Annotated in this window: 27 protein-coding genes; 19 read left to right on the forward strand and 8 right to left on the reverse strand. The window is 53.0% G+C overall.

Going from position 1 to position 21954, the window contains the following annotated elements; genetic code table 11:
* The first annotated feature begins 56 nt into the window (after positions 1-56).
* The 4 genes from HV477_RS12925 to HV477_RS12940 all read left to right on the forward strand — a co-directional run bounded on the left by HV477_RS12925 (position 57) and on the right by HV477_RS12940 (position 2714).
* Positions 57-224: a YhfG family protein gene (locus HV477_RS12925; protein WP_001620545.1), complete on the forward strand. Its 168-nt coding sequence runs from the start codon at positions 57-59 to the stop codon at positions 222-224.
* Positions 214-816, forward strand: a complete 603-nt coding sequence (locus HV477_RS12930) for a putative adenosine monophosphate-protein transferase Fic (protein WP_001280666.1) — start codon at positions 214-216, stop codon at positions 814-816. Before HV477_RS12925 ends, HV477_RS12930 begins: the two co-directional genes overlap by 11 nt.
* A 31-nt stretch (positions 817-847) precedes the next feature.
* The gene (pabA, locus tag HV477_RS12935) at positions 848-1411 is read left to right on the forward strand and encodes an aminodeoxychorismate synthase component 2 (RefSeq protein ID WP_000601878.1); all 564 of its coding nucleotides are present in this window, start codon (positions 848-850) and stop codon (positions 1409-1411) included.
* Positions 1412-1496: 85 nt separating this feature from the next.
* Complete coding sequence (locus HV477_RS12940; protein ID WP_001582879.1) at positions 1497-2714, forward strand: aspartate aminotransferase family protein; 1218 nt, start codon at positions 1497-1499, stop codon at positions 2712-2714.
* Positions 2715-2756: 42 nt separating this feature from the next.
* On the opposite strand, the gene HV477_RS12945 is transcribed toward HV477_RS12940, so the two are convergent.
* Both HV477_RS12945 and crp read right to left on the reverse strand, forming a co-directional pair.
* Positions 2757-4844, reverse strand: coding sequence for a YccS/YhfK family putative transporter (locus HV477_RS12945; protein ID WP_000269311.1), 2088 nt, complete (start codon positions 4842-4844; stop codon positions 2757-2759).
* 48 nt (positions 4845-4892) lie between these two features.
* Positions 4893-5525 carry a cAMP-activated global transcriptional regulator CRP gene (gene crp, locus HV477_RS12950; RefSeq protein WP_000242758.1) on the reverse strand — a complete coding sequence of 211 codons (633 nt, stop codon included), beginning with the start codon at positions 5523-5525 and terminating at the stop codon, positions 4893-4895.
* Between the two features lie 307 nt (positions 5526-5832).
* Here crp and HV477_RS12955 point away from each other — a divergent pair, with 307 nt between their 5' ends.
* Positions 5833-6237, forward strand: coding sequence for an OsmC family protein (locus HV477_RS12955; protein ID WP_001148919.1), 405 nt, complete (start codon positions 5833-5835; stop codon positions 6235-6237).
* A 95-nt stretch (positions 6238-6332) separates the two neighbouring features.
* Here HV477_RS12955 and HV477_RS12960 read toward each other — a convergent pair whose 3' ends face one another.
* The 3 genes from HV477_RS12960 to HV477_RS12970 are packed head-to-tail and all read right to left on the reverse strand — an operon-like array spanning position 6333 to position 8536.
* Positions 6333-7202 (reverse strand): phosphoribulokinase, encoded by an 870-nt coding sequence (locus HV477_RS12960; protein WP_001274690.1) that lies wholly within the window; start codon positions 7200-7202, stop codon positions 6333-6335.
* 51 nt (positions 7203-7253) lie between these two features.
* Positions 7254-7472 carry a YheU family protein gene (locus HV477_RS12965; RefSeq protein WP_000586568.1) on the reverse strand — a complete coding sequence of 73 codons (219 nt, stop codon included), beginning with the start codon at positions 7470-7472 and terminating at the stop codon, positions 7254-7256.
* A complete protein-coding gene (locus tag HV477_RS12970) occupies positions 7469-8536 on the reverse strand; it encodes a hydrolase (protein ID WP_001214115.1) in 1068 nt (355 codons plus the stop codon). Before HV477_RS12970 ends, HV477_RS12965 begins: the two co-directional genes overlap by 4 nt.
* A gap of 197 nt (positions 8537-8733) precedes the next feature.
* Here HV477_RS12970 and HV477_RS12975 point away from each other — a divergent pair, with 197 nt between their 5' ends.
* On the forward strand, positions 8734-9045 hold the full coding sequence (locus HV477_RS12975) for a monooxygenase (RefSeq protein WP_000047689.1): 312 nt from the start codon (positions 8734-8736) through the stop codon (positions 9043-9045).
* Position 9046: 1 nt separating this feature from the next.
* Here the strand turns inward: HV477_RS12975 and HV477_RS12980 are convergent, their stop codons facing one another.
* Positions 9047-9268, reverse strand: coding sequence for a LysR family transcriptional regulator (locus HV477_RS12980; RefSeq protein ID WP_001054039.1), 222 nt, complete (start codon positions 9266-9268; stop codon positions 9047-9049).
* 162 nt (positions 9269-9430) lie between these two features.
* A complete protein-coding gene (locus HV477_RS12985) occupies positions 9431-11338 on the reverse strand; it encodes an ABC transporter ATP-binding protein (RefSeq protein ID WP_000634758.1) in 1908 nt (635 codons plus the stop codon).
* 264 nt (positions 11339-11602) lie between these two features.
* Between HV477_RS12985 and kefG the strand changes: the two genes are divergently transcribed.
* The 4 genes from kefG to slyD all read left to right on the forward strand — a co-directional run bounded on the left by kefG (position 11603) and on the right by slyD (position 14855).
* Positions 11603-12154 carry a glutathione-regulated potassium-efflux system ancillary protein KefG gene (gene kefG / locus HV477_RS12990; protein ID WP_000081820.1) on the forward strand — a complete coding sequence of 184 codons (552 nt, stop codon included), beginning with the start codon at positions 11603-11605 and terminating at the stop codon, positions 12152-12154.
* On the forward strand, positions 12154-13959 hold the full coding sequence (gene kefB, locus HV477_RS12995) for a glutathione-regulated potassium-efflux system protein KefB (protein ID WP_000398133.1): 1806 nt from the start codon (positions 12154-12156) through the stop codon (positions 13957-13959). Before kefG ends, kefB begins: the two co-directional genes overlap by 1 nt.
* A gap of 10 nt (positions 13960-13969) precedes the next feature.
* Positions 13970-14170 carry a YheV family putative zinc ribbon protein gene (locus HV477_RS13000; RefSeq protein WP_001007735.1) on the forward strand — a complete coding sequence of 67 codons (201 nt, stop codon included), beginning with the start codon at positions 13970-13972 and terminating at the stop codon, positions 14168-14170.
* Positions 14171-14264: 94 nt separating this feature from the next.
* On the forward strand, positions 14265-14855 hold the full coding sequence (gene slyD, locus HV477_RS13005; protein WP_000861341.1) for a peptidylprolyl isomerase: 591 nt from the start codon (positions 14265-14267) through the stop codon (positions 14853-14855).
* A 188-nt stretch (positions 14856-15043) separates the two neighbouring features.
* Here slyD and HV477_RS13010 read toward each other — a convergent pair whose 3' ends face one another.
* Positions 15044-15262 (reverse strand): protein SlyX, encoded by a 219-nt coding sequence (locus HV477_RS13010; RefSeq protein ID WP_001152701.1) that lies wholly within the window; start codon positions 15260-15262, stop codon positions 15044-15046.
* A gap of 219 nt (positions 15263-15481) precedes the next feature.
* Between HV477_RS13010 and fkpA the strand changes: the two genes are divergently transcribed.
* The 9 genes from fkpA to HV477_RS13055 form a co-directional block, all read left to right on the forward strand.
* Positions 15482-16300: an FKBP-type peptidyl-prolyl cis-trans isomerase gene (fkpA, locus tag HV477_RS13015; RefSeq protein WP_000838225.1), complete on the forward strand. Its 819-nt coding sequence runs from the start codon at positions 15482-15484 to the stop codon at positions 16298-16300.
* A 276-nt stretch (positions 16301-16576) separates the two neighbouring features.
* Complete coding sequence (locus HV477_RS13020; protein ID WP_000091471.1) at positions 16577-17299, forward strand: transcriptional regulator; 723 nt, start codon at positions 16577-16579, stop codon at positions 17297-17299.
* Entirely contained in the window at positions 17299-17685 is a 387-nt protein-coding gene (gene tusD, locus HV477_RS13025) for a sulfurtransferase complex subunit TusD (protein ID WP_001268011.1), read from the forward strand. The genes HV477_RS13020 and tusD overlap by 1 nt, the downstream gene beginning before the upstream one ends.
* On the forward strand, positions 17685-18041 hold the full coding sequence (tusC, locus tag HV477_RS13030) for a sulfurtransferase complex subunit TusC (protein WP_000820705.1): 357 nt from the start codon (positions 17685-17687) through the stop codon (positions 18039-18041). Before tusD ends, tusC begins: the two co-directional genes overlap by 1 nt.
* A 7-nt stretch (positions 18042-18048) precedes the next feature.
* Positions 18049-18336: a sulfurtransferase complex subunit TusB gene (gene tusB, locus HV477_RS13035; protein ID WP_000903398.1), complete on the forward strand. Its 288-nt coding sequence runs from the start codon at positions 18049-18051 to the stop codon at positions 18334-18336.
* 125 nt (positions 18337-18461) lie between these two features.
* On the forward strand, positions 18462-18836 hold the full coding sequence (rpsL, locus tag HV477_RS13040; RefSeq protein WP_000246815.1) for a 30S ribosomal protein S12: 375 nt from the start codon (positions 18462-18464) through the stop codon (positions 18834-18836).
* 95 nt (positions 18837-18931) lie between these two features.
* Positions 18932-19402, forward strand: coding sequence for a 30S ribosomal protein S7 (gene rpsG, locus HV477_RS13045; protein WP_175065041.1), 471 nt, complete (start codon positions 18932-18934; stop codon positions 19400-19402).
* Between the two features lie 96 nt (positions 19403-19498).
* Positions 19499-21613: an elongation factor G gene (gene fusA, locus HV477_RS13050; RefSeq protein ID WP_000124693.1), complete on the forward strand. Its 2115-nt coding sequence runs from the start codon at positions 19499-19501 to the stop codon at positions 21611-21613.
* A 71-nt stretch (positions 21614-21684) separates the two neighbouring features.
* On the forward strand, positions 21685-21954 hold a 270-nt coding region (locus HV477_RS13055; RefSeq protein ID WP_000031677.1), incomplete at its 3' end, for a GTP-binding protein.

Genomic DNA, 21954 nt, shown 5'->3' on the forward strand with positions numbered 1-21954 from the left:
ACCTGAAATTGCTGTTTATACTTGTGGTCAAGCACAGGCATATTCAGGGAGGCCAGGTGAAGAAACTTACCGATAAACAAAAGTCACGCTTTTGGGAACAGCGGCGCAACGTTAACTTCCAGCAAAGCTGCCGTCTCGAAGGTATTGAGATCCCCTTAGTAACCCTGACCGCCGATGAAGCGCTGGCACGTCTTGACGAGCTTCGGAGGCACTATGAGCGATAAATTTGGCGAAGGGCGCGATCCGTACCTCTATCCGGGGTTGAATGTGATGCGTAATCGGCTGGGGATTCATCAGGCCCAGCGACTGGCGCAAGCGGCATATGAAATGACCGCGCTCCGTGCCGCCACGATTGAACTGGGGCCGCTGATACGCGGCTTGCCTCATCTGTGCGCGATTCATCGCCAGCTCTATCAGGATATTTTCGACTGGGCAGGGCAACTGCGGGAGGTCGATATTTACCAGGGCGATACCCGTTTCTGCCACTTTGCCTATATCGAAAAAGAGGGCAACGCTCTGATGCAGGATCTGGAAGAAGAGGGCTACCTGGTTGGTCTGGCGCACGAGAAGTTTGTCGAGCGGCTGGCGCATTACTACTGTGAAATTAATGTGCTTCATCCGTTTCGTTTGGGGAGCGGGCTGGCGCAGCGCATCTTCTTTGAACAACTGGCGCTACATGCAGGCTACGCGCTGAGTTGGCAAGGTATTGCGGTTGAAACATGGAAGCAGGCGAACCAGAGCGGCGCGATGGGCGATCTCTCCGCTTTGCGGGCGATTTTTCAGAAAGCGATAAGCGAAGCTCGCGAAACTGAGTAAAATAGGGCGGTTCTACTGACCCGGAGCCGCCATGATCCTGCTTATCGATAACTATGATTCCTTTACCTGGAACCTCTACCAGTATTTTTGTGAACTGGGCGCGGAAGTGCAGGTTCGGCGCAATGATGCGCTGACGCTGGCGCACATTGACGCTTTGAACCCGCAAAAAATCGTTATCTCTCCTGGCCCCTGTACGCCAAATGACGCTGGCATTTCACTGGCGGTCATCCGCCATTATGCCGGACGTATTCCGATGCTGGGCGTTTGCCTGGGTCATCAGGCGATGGCGCAGGCCTTTGGCGCGTCGGTGGTGCGGGCAGCGAAAGTGATGCACGGTAAAACGTCACCTGTTACGCATAATGGACAGGGCGTGTTTCGGGGATTGCCCAGCCCGTTAACCGTGACACGTTACCACTCGCTGATTGTCGACCCTGCCACGTTGCCAGAGTGTTTTGAGATCACCGCCTGGAGCGAAACGCAGGAGATTATGGGCATTCGCCACCGCGAGTGGGATCTGGAAGGCGTGCAGTTCCACCCGGAAAGTATTCTTAGCGAACAGGGACACGCGCTACTGGAAAATTTTCTTCAACGTTGATTAATGGTTGTCATTGAGTGATTTTTTATTCATATTTTGTGAGTATAATTTCACTGAATTTTCTGCTTAACCGGGTGGTAATGATATGGCAACTGAACAAACGGCTATTACGCGCGCAACTTTTGATGAGGTGATTCTGCCTGTTTATGCACCGGCGGACTTTATTCCGGTCAAAGGTAAAGGCAGCCGCGTATGGGATCAGCAGGGCAAAGAGTATATCGATTTCGCCGGCGGGATTGCAGTGACTGCGCTGGGCCATTGCCATCCGGCGCTGGTCGAGGCGCTGAAATCCCAGGGGGAAACCTTGTGGCATACCAGTAACGTTTTTACCAATGAACCGGCGTTGCGTCTGGGACGTAAACTGATCGACGCCACGTTTGCCGAGCGCGTGCTGTTTATGAATTCTGGCACCGAAGCGAACGAAACCGCTTTTAAACTGGCGCGTCATTATGCCTGCGTGCGCCATAGCCCGTTCAAAACGAAAATCATTGCCTTCCATAACGCTTTTCATGGCCGTTCCTTGTTTACCGTCTCTGTAGGCGGGCAGCCGAAATATTCCGACGGCTTTGGGCCGAAACCCGCCGATATTGTTCACGTTCCCTTCAACGATCTTCATGCGGTGAAAGCGGTAATGGATGACCACACCTGCGCGGTGGTGGTCGAGCCGATTCAGGGTGAAGGCGGCGTGCAGGCGGCTACACCGGAATTCCTCAAAGGGTTACGCGACCTGTGTGACGAGCATCAGGCGTTGCTGGTGTTTGATGAAGTGCAGTGCGGGATGGGGCGCACCGGAGACCTGTTTGCCTATATGCACTACGGCGTCACGCCGGATATCCTCACCAGCGCCAAAGCGTTAGGCGGCGGTTTTCCGGTGAGCGCCATGCTGACCACGCAGGAGATCGCCTCGGCCTTCCATGTTGGTTCGCATGGTTCAACCTATGGCGGCAATCCGCTGGCCTGTGCGGTGGCTGGCGCGGCATTCGATATTATTAATACGCCAGAGGTACTACAAGGCATTCACACTAAGCGGCAACAGTTTGTGCAACATTTGCAGGCGATTGACGAGCAATTTGACATTTTCAGCGATATTCGCGGCATGGGGCTGCTGATTGGCGCGGAACTGAAGCCGAAGTATAAAGGTCGGGCGCGCGATTTTCTGTACGCAGGCGCGGAGGCCGGTGTGATGGTGCTCAATGCCGGAGCAGACGTGATGCGTTTTGCCCCGTCGCTGGTGGTGGAAGAGGCGGATATCAATGAAGGAATGCAGCGCTTTGCGCAGGCGGTAGGAAAGGTGGTTGCCTGATGGCGGATTGCCGGATAAGCGTAGCGCATCCGGCAGTCGGTCTTAACCTTTTGTATCCCGTAGCCGCTTACTCAGCCAGATACCGTGATGCGGACGCTGACGCCAGGCCATCGACGAAATGGTGTGCATGGTGTTCAGATGGCCAATGATGCGCTGTAAATGTTGTTCCAGAGTGCTCAATAAGCCATGTGACGGCATGTCCGGCGACTCCAGAATGTTGACATCGCCGGAGCCGCCTGGCCTGTCGTACTCCAGGCGCTGCTGGCAGCGCTGAATCGCAATCTCGCAAGATTCCAGATAGCGCTGCGCCAGATCCGGCGTCAGCATGGTGTGTTCCCGCGCCAGCGTCGTCATGGCGTTGATATGCTCGACAATAAACTGGCTGTGCGTGACCCATAGTTTCATATCCGACAGATAGTGGGTATTGAATCCGGGTTCCTGCATTGCCTGATTTAACGAGTTGAATAACGTGTTATGCGCCTGGTTGACCCGCATTCTTTGATAAGCGAGCGGGGTGGCCTGCGGATCGTTACTGAGGATCAGTCGGATAGCTTCTTGATCGGCTTCCAGCGCATCATGGGCGTTTTTACGTAATAGCCCGCTTTGCCATTGCGGCCACAGCCAGACCATGCCGCCAAAGGCAATTAAACAGCCAATCAGCGTATCGATCAGCCTCGGCACAATAAACTGCTCTCCGTTTAACGTCAGTAACTGGATGGTGTATACCGCCGTCACCGTAAAGCCGACCGTCGCCCAGCCGTAGTTTTTACGAATAATCAGATAACTTGCCAGCGTTAGTACCAGCATGACCGCCAGCGTAATGCTTTCGGGAATATGTAAGTGCAGCGTGACGCCGGCAATCACCAGGCCGACCAGCGTTCCGACCGAACGGTGCAGAATACGCACGCGTGTCGCGCCATAGCCGTTTTGGGTGACAAACAGCACCGTCATGAGTATCCAGTACGGTTTAGGCAGGTGCAACGCACTGCCCATCAGACTGGCGATGCTCATCATCACGCTGATGCGTCCGGCGTTGCGTAGCGCCGGCGATTTAAGAGACATATAATTTTTCAGCGCCGGAAGTAGCGGCAAACGACGCTGTTTATCGGCCATCAGGTCGCGGGCGTACAGCGGTCGCTGAGTACGCAGCACACGGGCGATTCGACTGAAGTGCCAATAGCAGAACTGGCCTACCGGATTTTCAGGATGCTGATTGGCGATCTTCTCCAGAGCGCCAATCTGTTTTTCCATGGAGAAGCGCGTCGGCAGACGATGATAAAGAATGTCATCCGCCAGCACGCGCAGACGGGCGGCGACCGTTTGCGCATTCCAGCGAATCACCTCTTCCGCATGGCTGCGTTCTACCAGTTTCTGTACCTCTTCCGGCTGATGCAAGCTGACGGAGATGTGTTCCTGCAAATCCATCGCTTCCTGAAAAGCCCGTAGTAGACGCTTGTAATCATTATTGTTGTGCGCCGAAAGCATATGCATCTGTTGGTAACACTGGGTAATGAGATCGACCGCTTTTTGCTGGCGTATCAGCAGGGGAGGCAGCGCTTTTTCCGGATCGATATGTTGGGTGAGCAGGCTGTATTTCGCTTCACAATAATCGGCCAGTTCACGGTATAACAAACTCAATGACTCGCGCAGCGGCTGTTCGCGCCATAGCCAGAACCAAAACCAGTTAAACACGCCGTACCATAGCGTGCCCAGCGCATAAATGAGCAGCGGCTCCCAGACGGGCATGTATCCCGCAAGACTCAGGGTAAAGATGGCGGCAATCAGCGACGCTGGCAGTAGCCGCGCGTGAAGCGGGCTAATTTCCGCCGTCACGCCAAGCACCAGCGTCAGCCCGGTCAGGATCAACGGCAGGGGGATGGATTCCGCCAGCAGAAGTTGCGTTACCAGACTGCATCCGGCGAACAGCGACGCGCCGATGATCAGGCGTTTAAAAAAACGTTTGTGCGGGGTATCCAGACCTGCAATGTTGCAGCAGGCGGGAACGAGAGAGAAAAGCAAGCCCAGGTGTAGCTGGCCTATCAATAAACCGACAGCCACAGGCAGACACAGCACCAGCGTTTGCCGTAGTGCGTAATTAATCTCTGGGTGATAAATCAGTCTTCGCCACATCGATGCAAACAAAAATGGCGCATGATAAAACGCGCCATTCTGACGGAATTAACGGGTGCCGTAGACGACGATGGTCTTGCCATGCGCGGAGATCAGGTTTTGATCTTCCAGCATTTTCAAAATACGACCAACGGTTTCGCGGGAGCAGCCGACGATCTGGCCGATTTCCTGACGGGTGATTTTGATCTGCATCCCATCCGGGTGCGTCATGGCATCGGGCTGTTTCGCCAGATTCAGCAGCGTCTGAGCGATACGCCCGGTGACGTCAAGGAAGGCGAGGTTACCTACTTTTTCAGAGGTGACTTGTAAGCGACGAGCCATCTGGGAAGAGAGGCGCATCAGAATATCCGGGTTGACCTGGATTAATTGGCGAAATTTTTTGTAGGAAATTTCAGCGACCTCACATGCGGTTTTCGCACGTACCCAGGCGCTGCGTTCCTGGCCTTCTTCAAACAGGCCCAGTTCACCAATAAAATCACCCTGATTCAGATAAGAAAGGATCATTTCTTTCCCTTCTTCATCTTTGATCAGCACTGCCACGGAGCCTTTAACGATGTAGTACAGCGTTTCTGCTTTTTCACCCTGGTGAATCAGCGTGCTCTTTGACGGGTACTTATGAATGTGGCAATGAGACAAGAACCATTCAAGAGTCGGGTCTGTTTGCGGTTTGCCAAGCACCATGCGCGGTTATCCTCTGTTATAAGCTGTCTCCAGAGCCAGAAAACGGCACTGTCTCTGGGGTTGCAAAAATATACTTCCCGCTACCTGGGAAGGGGGCTACGAAAATAGATTGTAGCCTGTAATGTGATGTCCTCTGCATACATGCAGTACGTCAATGTATTACTGTAGCATCTTGTCTGTTTTAGCATAGCTTTCGCCGTGTGTCTCCTGGTGTCTCGCTTCAGCATGACCCAGGTCGCCTTCCATTGCGACTTTTGTTGTATGCGCGTAATCTTTCAGGAAAATTGAAACATTGGAGTTACGAAATATGCAAGCGCGTGTAAAGTGGGTTGAAGGGCTCACGTTCCTCGGAGAGTCCTCCTCCGGCCACCAGATTTTAATGGATGGCAACTCCGGTGACAAAGCGCCGAGTCCGATGGAGATGGTATTAATGGCGGCTGGCGGATGTAGCGCTATTGATGTGGTATCAATCCTGCAAAAGGGCCGTCAGAATGTCACCAACTGCGAAGTGAAGCTGACATCCGAGCGCCGGGAAGACGCGCCGCGCCTGTTTACGCACATTAATCTGCATTTTATCGTTACCGGCAGCGATCTGAAAGAGGCTGCCGTCGCGCGCGCTGTCGATCTCTCCGCGGAAAAATATTGCTCGGTGGCGCTAATGCTGGAAAAAGCGGTCAATATTACCCATTCGTATGAAGTGATTGCGGCGTAACATGTGATGCCGGATGGCGGCGTGGCTTTATCCGGCCTACCCGTTTTTATCTCGTAGGCCCGATAAGCGTAGCGCCATCGGGCATTTCACCGCGGTTATTCGATTTTTTTGCCTTCCATTAATCGTTGCACCAGCGGCAACATAATCAGCTCCATCGCCAGCCCCATTTTGCCGCCCGGCACCACTAATGTATTAATGTGAGAAATAAACGAGCCCTGGAGCATCGCCAGGAGCCAGGGAAAATCGATCCCTTCCAGGTTGCGAAAATGGATCACCACAAAACTCTCATCCAGCGAGGGAATACCCTTTGCGGCGAACGGATTGGACGTGTCGACGGTCGGTACGCGCTGGAAGTTGATATGGGTACGCGAGAACTGCGGCGTAATGTAATTGATGTAGTCGTCCATGGAACGCACCACGGAATCCATCACCGCTTCACGGGAGTGTCCGCGCTCGCTGGTGTCGCGAATCAGTTTCTGAATCCACTCAAGGTTGACGATAGGCACCACGCCAACCAACAGATCAACATGACGCGCGACATCATGTTGCGGGGTGACGACGCCGCCGTGCAGTCCTTCATAAAACAGCACATCGGTCGGTTCGGGAAGCGGCTGCCAGGGCGTAAACGTGCCGGGAACCTGATTCCACGGTACGGCTTCATCATAGGTATGCAGATATTTACGCGACTGGCCTTTACCCGTCTGCCCGTACTCAATAAAGGTATGTTCCAGTAGGCTGAAGTCATTGGCTTCAGGCCCGAAATAGCTGATATGCCGCCCGGCGTCACGCGCTTTGCGGATCGCCATGTCCATTTCCGGGCGGGTGTAACGATGAAAACTGTCGCCTTCCACCTCGGCGGCGTGCAGATTTAACTGCGCGAAAATTTTACGAAACGCGAGGCTGGTGGTGGTGGTCCCCGCGCCGCTTGACCCTGTTACTGCTATCACCGGATGTTTGGCTGACATGGCAACTCCATGATTGAGCTTTAGTAATAATGTATTGTCGGCAAAGGCGTTTTATTCGCGAAACTGCTTTTTCGGCATAATATTGACCGTTTCATGTAATTCAGACCATACCAGCACGGCCTCGCCGGATTGCAGTTGGCGTTTTACGTCAGCGACTTTTTGTTCAAGCGAACGTTCATGTTCACCATAATCGGTGCCTTCGCGCAACACAAAGCTTTCGATCAGGTTGTCCAGCGTGTCGGGGGCGAGCCCCTGCCAGGGAATGATCATGATGACGCCTCCAGGTACGTTGTCAGCCAGTCAGGAATTCGGCGTTCCAGCCACATTTCAGGGCGCAGCGGCGTACCGCCGATAAATCCTACGTGTCCGCCATGCTCAGTCAGCTGATACTCCACCTGCGGGGGCAGATCTTCCGCTTTAGGGATCACGTGATGATCCATAAACGGATCGTCTTTAGCGTGAATAATCAGCGTCGGTTTAGCAATCTGGTTAAGCAACGGCATGGCGCTACACTGACGATAGTAGTCGATGGCGTCGGCAAAGCCGTGAATTTTCGCGGTGATCAGGTCGTCAAACTCGCGAATTCGGCGCATTGATTTCAGTTGCGCCAGATTCACCGGCAGCGACCCGGGATACGCCGCCAGCTTGCGTGACGCATTCGCTTTTAACAGATTAAGCAAATAACGCTGATAGACGCGGGAAAACCCTTTGTCCATGTGGTAGCTACAGGCTTCGAGAACAAAGGGCGCAGAAACAATCACCGCCGCCTCGATGGGAATATCGCGGCCTTCTTTCGCCAGCAGGCACGCCAGCATATTACCGCCGAGCGAATAGCCCACGGCGGCTGTCGGAACGGCGCCGAACTCCCGCTGTAGCCAGCGTAAAAACCAGGCTCCGTCCTCCGTTTCACCGGAGTGGTAAATACGATTCAGACGGTTGGGTTCGCCGCTACAGCCGCGAAAGTGCATCACCACGCCCAGCCAGCCGCGCTTTTGCGCCGCCTCAATCAGCCCGTGGGCATAGGGGCTGTTCAGGCTGCCTTCCAGACCGTGAAAGACCACCAGCCGCGGTTTATGCTTTGCCTGTTGCGGTTCTTCGCTCCATGCCAGATCGACAAAATCGCCGTCCGGTAGCTCCAGCCGCTGCCAGTGGGCGTTGAACTTCACTTTGCGGCGGATTAAGCGCGGCAGCATAGTTTGTAAATGGCGATTACGAATGCCACGCATGGGAATAAATTCATGCGAGTCATTGACAGGCGGGGTCATTTCTGTGGACGTGATCTCAACCATAGCACCAGAACAATTGATAATTGGAAACAATACTATACCGCGCATAAGGTTCACAGATTAGTCAATATGTGATTTTACGTTCAATTGGTCGTCTGGCGAAATAAAATTGCGCCTCATTTCACCAGAGGGGGCGGTATGCAAGGCGCGCGCAATACCCCACAGAAATCGCGTGAACCCCTGCATCAGCCGAATTAATCGTGGTAGTGTGGCAACACGATAGTTATGTGACTCAAGGAGAAGGCATGTCGAAGACACTTTTACAGATCCATTTTAACTTTAGCGGCCCTTTTGGCGAGGAGATGACTCAGCAACTGGTCGGGCTGGCGGAGTCTATCAATGAGGAGCCGGGCTTCATCTGGAAAATCTGGACAGAAAGCGAGAAAAACCAGCAAGCTGGCGGCATTTACTTGTTTGAATCCGAAGAAACGGCGCAGGCTTATATTAAAAAACACACTGCGCGTCTGAAAAATCTTGGCGTTGATGAGGTGACGTTTAAATTATTTGGCGTGAACGACGCGCTGACGAAAATAAATCACGGCAACCTTTGCCGCTAAATCACATAACGCAGGCTTCTGTTCCGGTGCTGCCGACCGCAACGGTAATCTTTATACCGGGGCGAGTACCTAAGAGGCCTTTATGGACGAACAGCGGACCACGAACGTTCTCTTCCAGCGTGTGCAGCGCCTCGGCGGTGCGGGCGATGTTACCCTTCTCCACAAGCATCATTAAGATGGTGAGCTTGCGGAAGGTAATGTCATCGGTAATTGACAGGTTCATCGTCCGCCACGTGCGTTAGAGCCTATCCCAGTAGGCGTAATTGTTGAAGCCAGTTTGGGGCCGGACAGCGCGCAGAAACCGGAGCGTACACATAGTACGTGAGGATTTCGAGCACTGCCCGGCCCTAAAATGGCGAATAAAATAGCCTAATGGGATAGGCTCTTAGTCGTTCTGCATCATCTGCTCAAGCTGCTCCTGCGCCTCAAGCCATGCCATTTCACATTCTTCCAGCCCGGATTTGGCGCTGGCCTGCAGTTGCAGACACTCGGTCATCTCCGCTTTACGGCTTGGGTCATACAGGCTGCTGTCGCCAAGCTTCTCTTCCGCCTGCGCCAGTTGGGCGTTGAGCTTTTCCATCTCTTTTTCCAGACGGGTAATCTCTTTACGCAGCGGTTGCGTCAGAGTGCGTAGCTCGGCTTCGCGACGCTTCTGATCTTTGCGTGACTGAGCGCTGTTGGCGTTGTTTTCCTTCGGCGCGTTGTCGGCCTGGTTTTCCTGTTTCTGCACGTCGCTCAGCCATTGCTGATAATCCTCCAGGTCGCCGTCGAACGGTTCGACCTTTTTGTCGTGAACCAGATAGAGGTCGTCAGTGGTGGAGCGAATCAGGTGGCGGTCGTGCGACACGACGACCAATGCGCCTTCGAAATCAATCAGCGCTTCGGTGAGCGCCTGACGCATGTCGAGATCCAGGTGGTTGGTCGGTTCATCGAGCAGCAGCAGATTTGGACGCTGCCAGACGATCAGCGCCAGTACCAGGCGCGCTTTCTCGCCGCCGGAGAAACGTTGCGTCTCTTCCGTTACTTTGTCGCCCTGGAAACCGAAGCCGCCGAGATAGTCGCGCAGCTTCTGCTCCAGTTCCTGCGGCGCCAGACGCGCCATATGTTGCAGCGGGGATTCATCGGCGCGCAGGAACTCCAGTTGGTGCTGGGCGAAGTAGCCGAGCTTAATGCCTTTGGCGAGGCCGATTTCACCGTGCAACGGTTCCAGTTCGCCCGCCAGCAGCTTGATCAGCGTCGATTTCCCCGCGCCGTTGCGACCCAGCAGGCCGATACGCGAGCCGGGCACCAGGTTCAGCTTGATGGATTCCAGAATGATGCGATCGCCATAACCTGCGCTGACTTTTTCCATCTTCAGCAGCGGGTTCGGCAGGCTTTCCGGCGCGCGGAAGCTGAAATGGAACGGGTTGTCGACATGAGCCGGCGCAATCAGCTCCATACGCTCCAGCATCTTGATACGGCTTTGCGCCTGCTTGGCCTTGGTCGCTTTAGCGCGGAAACGGTCGATGTAGCTTTGCAGATGCGCCACACGCTCCTGCTGACTCTCATACATCGCCTGCTGTTGCGCCAGGCGCGTGGCGCGCTGAACTTCAAACGCGCTGTAGTTGCCGGTGTACTCGAACAGAGTCTGTTGTTCGATATGGATAATTTTATCCACTATCGGGTCAAGAAAGTCGCGATCGTGGGAGATCAGAATCAGGGTGCCCGGATAGCTCTTCAGCCATTTTTCCAGCCAGATAACGGCATCCAGATCGAGGTGGTTGGTCGGTTCGTCGAGCAGCAGTAAATCGGAGCGGCAAATCAGCGCCTGAGCCAGGTTAAGGCGCATCCGCCAGCCGCCGGAAAAGTCGCTGACCGGACGTTCCAGCTGATCGTTAGAGAAGCCGAGACCGTGTAGCAGGCTGGCGGCGCGCGAACGAACGGTCCATGCGTCGATGGCGTCCAGCTTGCCATGTATGGAGGCGATAGCATGCCCGTCGTTACGTTCGTTGGCGTCGTTAAGCTGCGCCTCCAGATGCCGGTATTCACGGTCGCCGTCAATGACATACTCAATCGCTGGCTGAGGCAACGCAGGTGTTTCCTGATTCACCCACGCTAATTGCCAGGTTCCGGGCAGGGTAAAACTCCCGGCATCGGCGCTGATTTCATTTTTTAGCAATGCCAGCAGGGTAGATTTACCGCAGCCGTTTTTACCCACCAGGCCGACTTTCTGGCCTGGATTAATGGTAGCCGAGGCATTGTCCAGTAGGACGCGCACGCCGCGACGAATTTGTAACGAGGAGAAAACAATCATAAGGCGCCGTATGTTCAGACTATGTTAATTTATCATTATGATAATGTAATATTCGGGCGTACCGCCGCGCTGGAGCGCAATGGTAGCTCAAAACAACAACGATACACAAAATCATTCAGGCGCCTTTGGTGAGGGACAAGAATATCTCTCATTAATCCCCAGCGGCGGACATGGAGTAAGTTCCTGAGTTGAACAAACGCTGTCAACGTAAAAGCGGCCTGAAGAATGGCATGTATCGACCCAAAACAACCGGGAGGGGGATTGATGTCTCAGCCAGCGAAAGTCTTGCTGTTGTATGCCCATCCGGAATCTCAGGACTCGGTTGCTAACCGGGTACTGCTTAAACCGGCCATACAGCACAATAACGTAACCGTGCACGATCTTTATGCGCGCTATCCTGATTTTTTTATCGACACGCCCTATGAACAAGCCCTGTTACGTGAGCACGACGTCATTGTTTTTCAGCATCCCCTTTACACCTATAGCTGTCCGGCTTTACTGAAAGAATGGCTTGATCGCGTTTTGAGTCGGGGGTTCGCCAGCGGACCAGGGGGAAACCAACTGGTGGGAAAGTACTGGCGTAGCGTGATTACGACCGGCGAGCCGGAGAGCGCTTACCGGTATGACGCGCTAAACCGCTATCCAATGAGCGATGTACTCCGCCCCTTTGAACTGACCGCGGCCATGTGCCGGATGCACTGGATGCCGCCCATTATTGTGTACTGGGCGCGCCGCCAGTCGCCGCAGACGCTGGCCAGTCATGCGAAAGCCTATGGCGAGTGGCTGGCGAATCCTGTGAGCGCGGGAGGCTATTGATGGAAGGTGCTGATTTATTGACAGCGGGAGTGTTGTTCCTCTTCGCGGCGGTAGCGGCGGTGCCGTTAGCCGCCAGGCTGGGCATCGGCGCGGTATTAGGGTATTTGCTGGCGGGAATTGCGATTGGCCCGTGGGGGCTGGGATTTATCAGCGATGTTGACGAGATCCTGCACTTTTCCGAACTGGGCGTCGTGTTTCTGATGTTTATCATTGGTCTCGAACTCAATCCGTCCCGGCTTTGGCAACTGCGGCGCTCTATCTTCGGCGTCGGCGCTGCTCAGGTGCTGTTAAGCGCGGCAGTGCTGGCGGGATTATTGATGCTTGCTGATTTCTTATGGCAGGCGGCGGTCGTCGGCGGGATTGGCCTGGCGATGTCTTCGACGGCGATGGCGCTACAACTGATGCGCGAGAAAGGCATGAACCGTAGCGAGTCCGGGCAGTTAGGGTTTTCCGTCTTACTGTTTCAGGATTTAGCGGTGATCCCCGCGCTGGCGTTGGTGCCTTTGTTGGCGGGTTCGGCCGACGAGCATTTCGACTGGTTTAAAGTGGCAATGAAGGTACTGGCCTTCGCGGTAATGCTGATTGGCGGTCGTTACCTGTTGCGCCCGGTATTTCGTTTTATTGCTGCGTCCGGCGTGCGGGAGGTCTTCACTGCCGCGACGCTGTTGCTGGTGTTGAGCGCCGCCTTATTTATGGACGCGCTGGGACTGTCGATGGCCCTGGGAACCTTCATTGCCGGCGTTTTACTGGCAGAGAGTGAATACCGGCATGAGCTGGAAAACGCTATCGATCCCTTTAAAGGTTTACTGCTTGGGCTGTTCTTTATCTCCGTCGGTATGTCGCTAAATCTCGGCGTACTTTATACCCATTTACTGTGGGTGGCGGCGAGCGTTGTTATTCTGGTCGTCATAAAAATGCTGACGCTGTATCTGCTGGCGCGGCTATATGGAATAAGAAGTTCTGAACGGATGCAGTTTGCCAGCGTGCTGAGTCAGGGGGGCGAGTTCGCTTTTGTGCTCTTTTCTACCGCCTCTTCTCAGCGCCTGTTTCAGGGCGATCAGATGGCGTTATTATTGGTGACTGTCACGTTATCAATGATGACCACGCCGCTACTGATGAAAGGGATTGATAAGTGGTTATCGCGCCGTCTTAATGGCCCGGAAGAGAATGATGAAAAGCCGTGGGTTGAGGATGATAAGCCCCAGGTGATTGTCGTCGGCTTTGGCCGTTTTGGTCAGGTGATCGCTCGCTTATTGATGGCGAATAAGATGCGTATCACCGTGCTGGAACGCGATATCGGCGCCGTTAATCTGATGCGCAAATATGGTTATAAAGTGTATTACGGCGACGCTACACAAGTCGAGCTGCTGCGTTCTGCGGGCGCGGAAGCGGCGGAGTCGATAGTCATCACGTGTAATGAACCGGAAGACACGATGAAGCTGGTGGCGCTGTGTCAGCAGCATTTTCCTCATCTGCATATTCTTGCGCGAGCGCGTGGACGTGTGGAGGCCCATGAGTTATTACAGGCTGGCGTCACGCAGTTTTCCCGTGAAACGTTTTCCAGCGCGCTGGAACTGGGACGTAAAACTCTGGTGTCGTTAGGTATGCATCCGCATCAGGCGCAACGCGCGCAGTTGCATTTTCGCCGGCTGGATATGCGAATGTTGCGGGAGCTGATCCCGGAGCATAGCGACATGGTACAGATTTCGCGCGCCAGAGAGGCCCGACGCGAGCTGGAGGAGATTTTTCAGCGCGAAATGCAACAGGAACGGCGCCAGTTGGATGGCTGGGATGAATTTGAGTAGGGGTAAAACAATGGCAATCCGTAAACGTTTTATTGCAGGCGCGAAATGTCCGGCCTGTCAGGCGCAGGACACAATGGCGATGTGGCGTGAAAATAATGTCGATATTGTTGAATGCGTTAAGTGCGGGCATCAAATGCGGGAAGCGGATAAAGACGTTCGCGAGCATGTTCGCAAAGAAGAGCAAGTGATCGGGATTTTTCATCCGGACTAGCGATATGCCGCAGGTTTTTTTAAGCTAAGGGGTACACGGCTGCAGAATTCCGCTACAATCTGCGCCACTATTCTTCCCATGCTCAGGAGATATCATGAAAGTAGCAAAAGACCTGGTGGTCAGCCTGGCCTATCAGGTACGTACAGAAGACGGTGTGTTGGTTGATGAGTCTCCGGTGAGTGCGCCGCTGGATTACCTGCACGGTCACGGCTCCCTGATCTCTGGTCTGGAAACCGCGCTGGAAGGCCATGAAGTTGGCGACAAATTTGATGTCGCTGTTGGCGCGAACGACGCTTACGGTCAGTATGACGAAAATCTGGTGCAGCGTGTGCCTAAAGACGTCTTTATGGGCGTTGATGAACTGCAGGTAGGGATGCGTTTCCTGGCGGAAACCGACCAGGGCCCGGTACCGGTAGAGATTACCGAAGTGGAAGACGATCACGTTGTGGTTGATGGTAACCACATGCTGGCTGGCCAGAATCTGAAATTTAACGTAGAAGTTGTTGCGATTCGTGAAGCGACTGAAGAAGAACTGGCTCACGGTCATGTTCACGGCGCGCACGATCACCACCACGATCACGGTGAAGATGGCTGCTGTGGCGGTCATGGTCATGACCATGGTCACGAGCACGGCGGCGAAGGCTGCTGCGGCGGTGGTGGTAAAGGCGGCTGCGGTTGCCATTAATCCCCGTCGTCTTTCAAGCCACCGCGGTGTTGGCTACGCTTTCAAACCCCGGTCACATAGTTATCTATGCTCCCGGGGAATTTTCAAGCTTGCCGCCTTGCTGTGACTCGAAATCCTTAGGGTATTATCATTGGTTCGATAAATCATCGGGCACAAAAAAAGCGGGTTAACCCCGCTTTTTTTTCGTCTCAGTAATGCGGCGGCGGCGTTTCTTCTGCCTGAGAGGCGATATTTGACGGCTGACTGGCTTTTAACTTTTCCGTGAGCAAACGCAGATGATCGCGCAGCTTCGCCATCTCCATTTCATGTGCGGTTACCGTCAGGTTTAGTTCTTCTATGGTAATCTCCTGGAACGCCAGACGGCTTTCCAGTTCAGCCAGACGAGCTTCCATCGTGATATCCTGCATGATGTACCTCTTTATGTTGTCTCCGTCGGCGGATTCTACTTAACTTTACCGGCTTTCACAGCAACCATTACGCGCCCTACGAAACTAATTTAAACAAAAAGAGTCTGAAAAGAAGTGATAATAGGGCGTGTTCGTATGTTGATTTGTTCTGCAACGATTTATAGTACGCTTCTTACGTAAGTTAACATGGGGCGAGATGCCCCGGCCCTGGAGATATGGATGAAATCACTGTTTAAAGCCACGCTGCTGGCAACTACGATGGCCGTTGCTATGCACGCACCGATCACTTTTGCTGCTGATGCGGCGAAACCGGCAGCTACCGCTGATAGCAAAGCAGCATTTAAAAACGACGATCAAAAAGCGGCTTATGCGCTGGGCGCCTCGCTGGGTCGTTACATGGAAAATTCGCTTAAAGAGCAGGAAAAGTTGGGCATCAAACTGGATAAAGATCAGTTGATTGCCGGCGTTCAGGATGCCTTTGCCGATAAGAGCAAACTGTCCGATCAGGAAATTGAGCAAACGCTGCAGACGTTTGAAGCACGTGTGAAGAGCGCTGCTCAGGCGAAGATGGAAAAAGACGCTGCCGATAACGAAGCAAAAGGTAAAACGTTCCGCGACGCTTTTGCTAAAGAGAAAGGCGTGAAAACCTCCTCTACCGGTCTGCTTTACAAAGTAGAGAAAGAAGGCACAGGCGAGGCGCCGAAAGATAGCGATACCGTTGTGGTGAACTACAAAGGTACGCTGATCGACGGTAAAGAGTTTGATAACTCTTACACGCGCGGCGAACCGCTCTCCTTCCGTCTGGACGGCGTTATCCCTGGCTGGACTGAAGGCCTGAAAAATATTAAGAAAGGCGGCAAGATCAAGCTGGTTATCCCACCGGCGCTGGCCTACGGTAAAACGGGCGTTCCGGGTATCCCGGCGAACTCCACCCTGGTATTCGACGTAGAGCTGCTGGATATCAAACCAGCGCCGAAAGCGGATGCTAAACCTGCCGATGCGGCTGACGCTAAAGCCGCAGATGCTGCTAAAAAATAAAAACTGAGAGCCGCCGCTTGTAATAGCGGCGGTTTTTTTTATTCAGGCCGGATATATTACTCACCATAATTTGATTTGCGGATAACGGCGCTTGCGCTGGTCGTTAAGGGCGAGACCGTAGGCTGAATGACCGCCAACGCACACGTAGTCTGAAATAGACGAGCAAATTAGTACTGGAAAGATGAACCCTCACTGTATTAATTTAATCATCCGCGTAAATAATGAGCCTGCCCTGAAAACATAACGACAGGCTCCTGAAAAGGAGTGTTTTTTTTCATGTCCAGGTCGCTTTTAACCAACGAAACCAGTGAACTTGATTTGCTGGATCAGCGTCCCTTCGAGCAAACCGACTTCGATATTCTGAAATCCTACGAAGCGGTAGTGGACGGGTTAGCGATGCTTATAGGTTCCCATTGTGAAATCGTATTGCACTCTTTGCAGGATCTAAAATGTTCAGCCATTCGTATTGCCAATGGCGAACATACGGGCCGTAAAATTGGCTCGCCGATTACCGACCTGGCGTTGCGCATGCTGCACGACATGACAGGGGCGGACAGTAGCGTGTCGAAATGCTATTTCACGCGCGCGAAAAGCGGTGTCTTGATGAAGTCGTTGACGATTGCCATTCGCAACCGCGAGCAGCGCGTCATTGGTCTACTGTGCATCAACATGAATCTTGATGTGCCATTTTCACAGATTATGAATACCTTTATTCCGCCGGAAACGCCGGAAGTCGGCTCAGCGGTTAATTTTGCCTCCTCAGTCGAAGATTTAGTCACCCAGACGCTGGAGTTCACGATCGAAGAAGTGAATGCCGATCGTAATGTTTCTAACAATGCGAAAAATCGTCAGATCGTCCTTAACCTGTACGAAAAAGGCATTTTCGATATTAAAGACGCCATTAACCAGGTAGCCGATCGTCTGAATATCTCAAAACACACGGTTTACCTCTATATTCGCCAGTTCAAAAGCGGCGATTTTCAGGGGCAGGATAAATAATGCGTTATGCCATTATGGTCACCGGGCCGGCATATGGCACCCAGCAGGCCAGCAGCGCATTGCAGTTCGCCCACGCGCTGCTCAATGAGGGGCATGAGTTAGCCAGCGTCTTTTTCTATCGGGAAGGTGTCTATAACGCCAATCTCCTGACCTCACCGGCGAGCGATGAATATGATCTGGTACGCGCCTGGCAGAAATTGAATACGCAGCATGGTGTAGCGCTGAACATCTGTGTCGCGGCGGCGCTTCGTCGCGGTATTATTGATGAAACTGAAGCTGGCAGACTGGAGTTGCCGTCCGCCAATCTTCAGCCGGGCTTTACGCTAAGCGGGCTGGGCGCGCTGGCGGAGGCATCTCTCACCTGCGATCGGGTGGTGCAGTTTTAATGAAACGTATTGCATTTGTCTTTTCCACCGCGCCGCACGGCAGCGCCTCAGGCCGTGAAGGGCTGGATGCGCTGCTGGCGACGTCAGCGCTAACGGAAGCGCTGGGCGTCTTTTTTATCAGCGACGGCGTCTTTCAGTTATTACCGGGACAAAAACCAGACGCTGTGTTGGCGCGTGACTATATTGCTACTTTCAAGCTCTTTGATTTGTACGATATTGATCAATGCTGGATCTGCGCGGCATCGCTGCGCGAGCGTGGTCTGGAGAACGTTAATTTTGTGGTAGACGCCACGCCGCTGGAACCCGTGGCGTTACGCCGCGAGCTTGGCAACTATGATGTCATCCTGAGATTCTGAGGCGTTTATGCTGCATACCTTACCTCATTGCGCCTCGGGCGTTGATTTTCCCGCTTTGCTGCGCCTGCTAAAAGAGGGCGATGCGCTTTTGTTGCTCCAGGATGGCGTTACCGTCGCGATTGAAGGTAACCGCTTCCTTGAAAGTCTGCGCGATGCCCCCATAACGGTCTATGCCTTGAAAGAAGACATTGACGCCCGTGGCCTGGGTGGTCAAATTTCAGACAGTGTCGTCAGGGTTGACTATACTGAGTTTGTCAGACTCACGGTTAAGTATGCCAACCAGATGGCCTGGTGATGGCGGGATCGTTGTATATTTCTTGACACCTTTTCGACACCGCCCTAAAATTCGGCGTCCTCATATTGTGTGAGGGCGTTTTATTACGTGTTTACGAAGCAAAAGCTAAAACCAGGAGCTATTTAATGGCAACAGTTAACCAGCTGGTACGCAAACCACGTGCTCGCAAAGTTGCGAAAAGCAACGTGCCTGCGCTGGAAGCATGCCCGCAAAAACGTGGCGTATGTACTCGTGTATATACTACCACTCCTAAAAAACCGAACTCCGCACTGCGTAAAGTTTGCCGTGTTCGTCTGACTAACGGTTTTGAAGTGACTTCCTACATCGGTGGTGAAGGTCACAACCTGCAGGAGCACTCCGTGATCCTGATCCGTGGCGGTCGTGTTAAAGACCTCCCGGGTGTTCGTTACCACACCGTTCGTGGCGCGCTTGACTGCTCCGGCGTTAAAGACCGTAAGCAAGCTCGTTCTAAGTACGGCGTGAAGCGTCCTAAGGCTTAATGGTTCTCCGTTAAGTAAGGCCAAACGTTTTAAATTAATGTCAAACTAAACTCGTAGAGTTTTGGACAATCCTGAATTAACAACGGAGTATTTCCATGCCACGTCGTCGCGTCATTGGTCAGCGTAAAATTCTGCCGGATCCGAAGTTCGGATCAGAACTGCTGGCTAAATTTGTCAATATCCTGATGGTAGATGGTAAAAAATCTACTGCAGAATCAATCGTATACAGCGCGCTGGAGACCCTGGCTCAGCGTTCTGGTAAATCTGAACTGGAAGCTTTCGAAGTCGCTCTCGAAAACGTTCGCCCGACTGTAGAAGTTAAATCCCGCCGTGTAGGTGGTTCTACTTATCAGGTACCAGTTGAAGTCCGTCCGGTCCGTCGTAATGCTCTGGCAATGCGTTGGATCGTAGAAGCTGCTCGTAAACGCGGTGATAAATCCATGGCTCTGCGCCTGGCGAACGAACTTTTTGACGCTGCAGAAAACAAAGGTACTGCAGTTAAGAAACGTGAAGACGTTCACCGTATGGCAGAAGCCAACAAGGCGTTCGCACACTACCGTTGGTAATCCCTTCGGAGTCATAGTCACCAGGCGGGCGCTTCAGGTAAGTCGCCCGTTTTGGATAACTTAACTGAACGCCTAAAGATATCAACGAGGAATCAAATGGCTCGTACAACACCCATCGCACGCTACCGTAATATCGGTATCAGTGCGCACATCGACGCCGGTAAAACCACTACTACCGAACGTATTCTGTTCTACACCGGTGTAAACCACAAAATCGGTGAAGTTCATGACGGCGCAGCTACCATGGACTGGATGGAGCAGGAGCAGGAGCGTGGTATTACTATCACCTCCGCAGCGACTACTGCATTCTGGTCTGGTATGGCTAAGCAGTATGAACCGCATCGCATCAACATCATCGACACCCCGGGGCACGTTGACTTCACTATCGAAGTAGAACGTTCCATGCGTGTTCTCGATGGTGCGGTAATGGTTTACTGCGCAGTTGGTGGTGTTCAGCCGCAGTCTGAAACCGTATGGCGTCAGGCAAACAAATACAAAGTTCCGCGCATTGCGTTCGTTAACAAAATGGACCGCATGGGCGCGAACTTCCTGAAAGTTGTTGGTCAGATCAAAACCCGTCTGGGCGCGAACCCGGTTCCGCTGCAGCTGGCAATTGGTGCTGAAGAAGGTTTCACCGGCGTTGTTGACCTGGTGAAAATGAAAGCCATCAACTGGAACGATGCCGACCAGGGCGTTACCTTCGAATACGAAGATATCCCGGCTGACATGCAGGACCTGGCTAACGAATGGCACCAGAACCTGATCGAGTCCGCCGCAGAAGCTTCTGAAGAGCTGATGGAAAAATACCTGGGTGGTGAAGAACTGACTGAAGAAGAGATCAAACAAGCTCTGCGTCAGCGCGTTCTGAACAACGAAATCATCCTGGTAACCTGTGGTTCTGCATTTAAGAACAAAGGTGTTCAGGCGATGCTGGATGCGGTAATTGATTACCTGCCATCCCCGGTAGACGTACCTGCGATCAACGGTATTCTGGACGACGGTAAAGATACTCCGGCTGAGCGTCACGCAAGCGACGACGAGCCGTTCTCTGCGCTGGCGTTCAAAATCGCTACCGACCCGTTTGTGGGTAACCTGACCTTCTTCCGTGTGTACTCCGGTGTGGTTAACTCTGGTGATACCGTACTGAACTCCGTGAAAACCGCACGTGAGCGTTTCGGTCGTATCGTTCAGATGCACGCTAACAAACGTGAAGAGATCAAAGAAGTTCGCGCGGGCGACATCGCGGCTGCTATCGGCCTGAAAGACGTGACTACCGGTGACACCCTGTGTGATCCGGAAAACCCGATCATTCTGGAACGTATGGAATTCCCTGAGCCGGTAATCTCCATCGCGGTAGAACCGAAAACCAAAGCTGACCAGGAAAAAATGGGTCTGGCTCTGGGCCGTCTGGCGAAAGAAGACCCGTCATTCCGCGTATGGACTGATGAAGAATCTAACCAGACCATCATCGCTGGTATGGGTGAACTTCACCTGGATATCATCGTTGACCGTATGAAGCGTGAATTCAACGTTGAAGCGAACGTGGGTAAACCTCAGGTTGCTTACCGCGAAGCGATTCGCGCGAAAGTTACCGACATCGAAGGTAAACACGCGAAACAGTCTGGTGGTCGCGGTCAGTATGGTCATGTTGTTATCGACATGTACCCGCTGGAGCCGGGCTCTAACCCGAAAGGTTACGAGTTCATCAACGACATCAAAGGTGGTGTAATTCCTGGCGAATACATCCCGGCCGTTGATAAAGGCATCCAGGAGCAGCTGAAATCTGGCCCGCTGGCGGGTTATCCGGTAGTTGATCTCGGTGTGCGTCTGCACTTCGGTTCTTACCATGACGTTGACTCCTCTGAGCTGGCGTTTAAACTGGCTGCGTCTATCGCCTTTAAAGAAGGCTTTAAGAAAGCAAAACCAGTTCTGCTTGAGCCGATCATGAAGGTTGAAGTAGAAACACCTGAAGAGAATACCGGTGACGTTATCGGCGACCTTAGCCGCCGTCGTGGTATGCTCAAAGGTCAGGAATCTGAAGTTACAGGCGTTAAGATCCACGCTGAAGTACCGCTGTCTGAAATGTTCGGATATGCAACTCAGCTGCGTTCTCTGACCAAAGGTCGCGCATCGTACACTATGGAATTCCTGAAGTATGATGATGCGCCGAACAACGTTGCTCAGGCCGTAATCGAAGCCCGTGGTAAATAAGCCGCAGGGTTAAAAACCAAAATCCCGTGCTCTCTCCTGAAGGGGAGAGCGCTATAGTAAGGAATATAGCCGTGTCTAAAGAAAAATTTGAACGTACAAAACCGCACGTTAACGTCGGCACCATCGGCCACGTTGACCACGGTAAAACTACCCTGACCGCTGCAATCACCACCGTACTGGCTAAAACCTACGGCGGTGCTGCTCGTGCATTCGACCAGATCGATAACGCTCCGGAAGAAAAAGCGCGTGGTATCACCATCAACACTTCTCACGTTGAATACGATACCCCGACCCGCCACTACGCACACGTAGACTGCCCGGGGCACGCCGACTATGTTAAA

Origin of the sequence: Salmonella sp. SG203 (genome assembly GCF_013350575.1) — a bacterium.
Lineage (GTDB): Bacteria > Pseudomonadota > Gammaproteobacteria > Enterobacterales > Enterobacteriaceae > Salmonella > Salmonella enterica.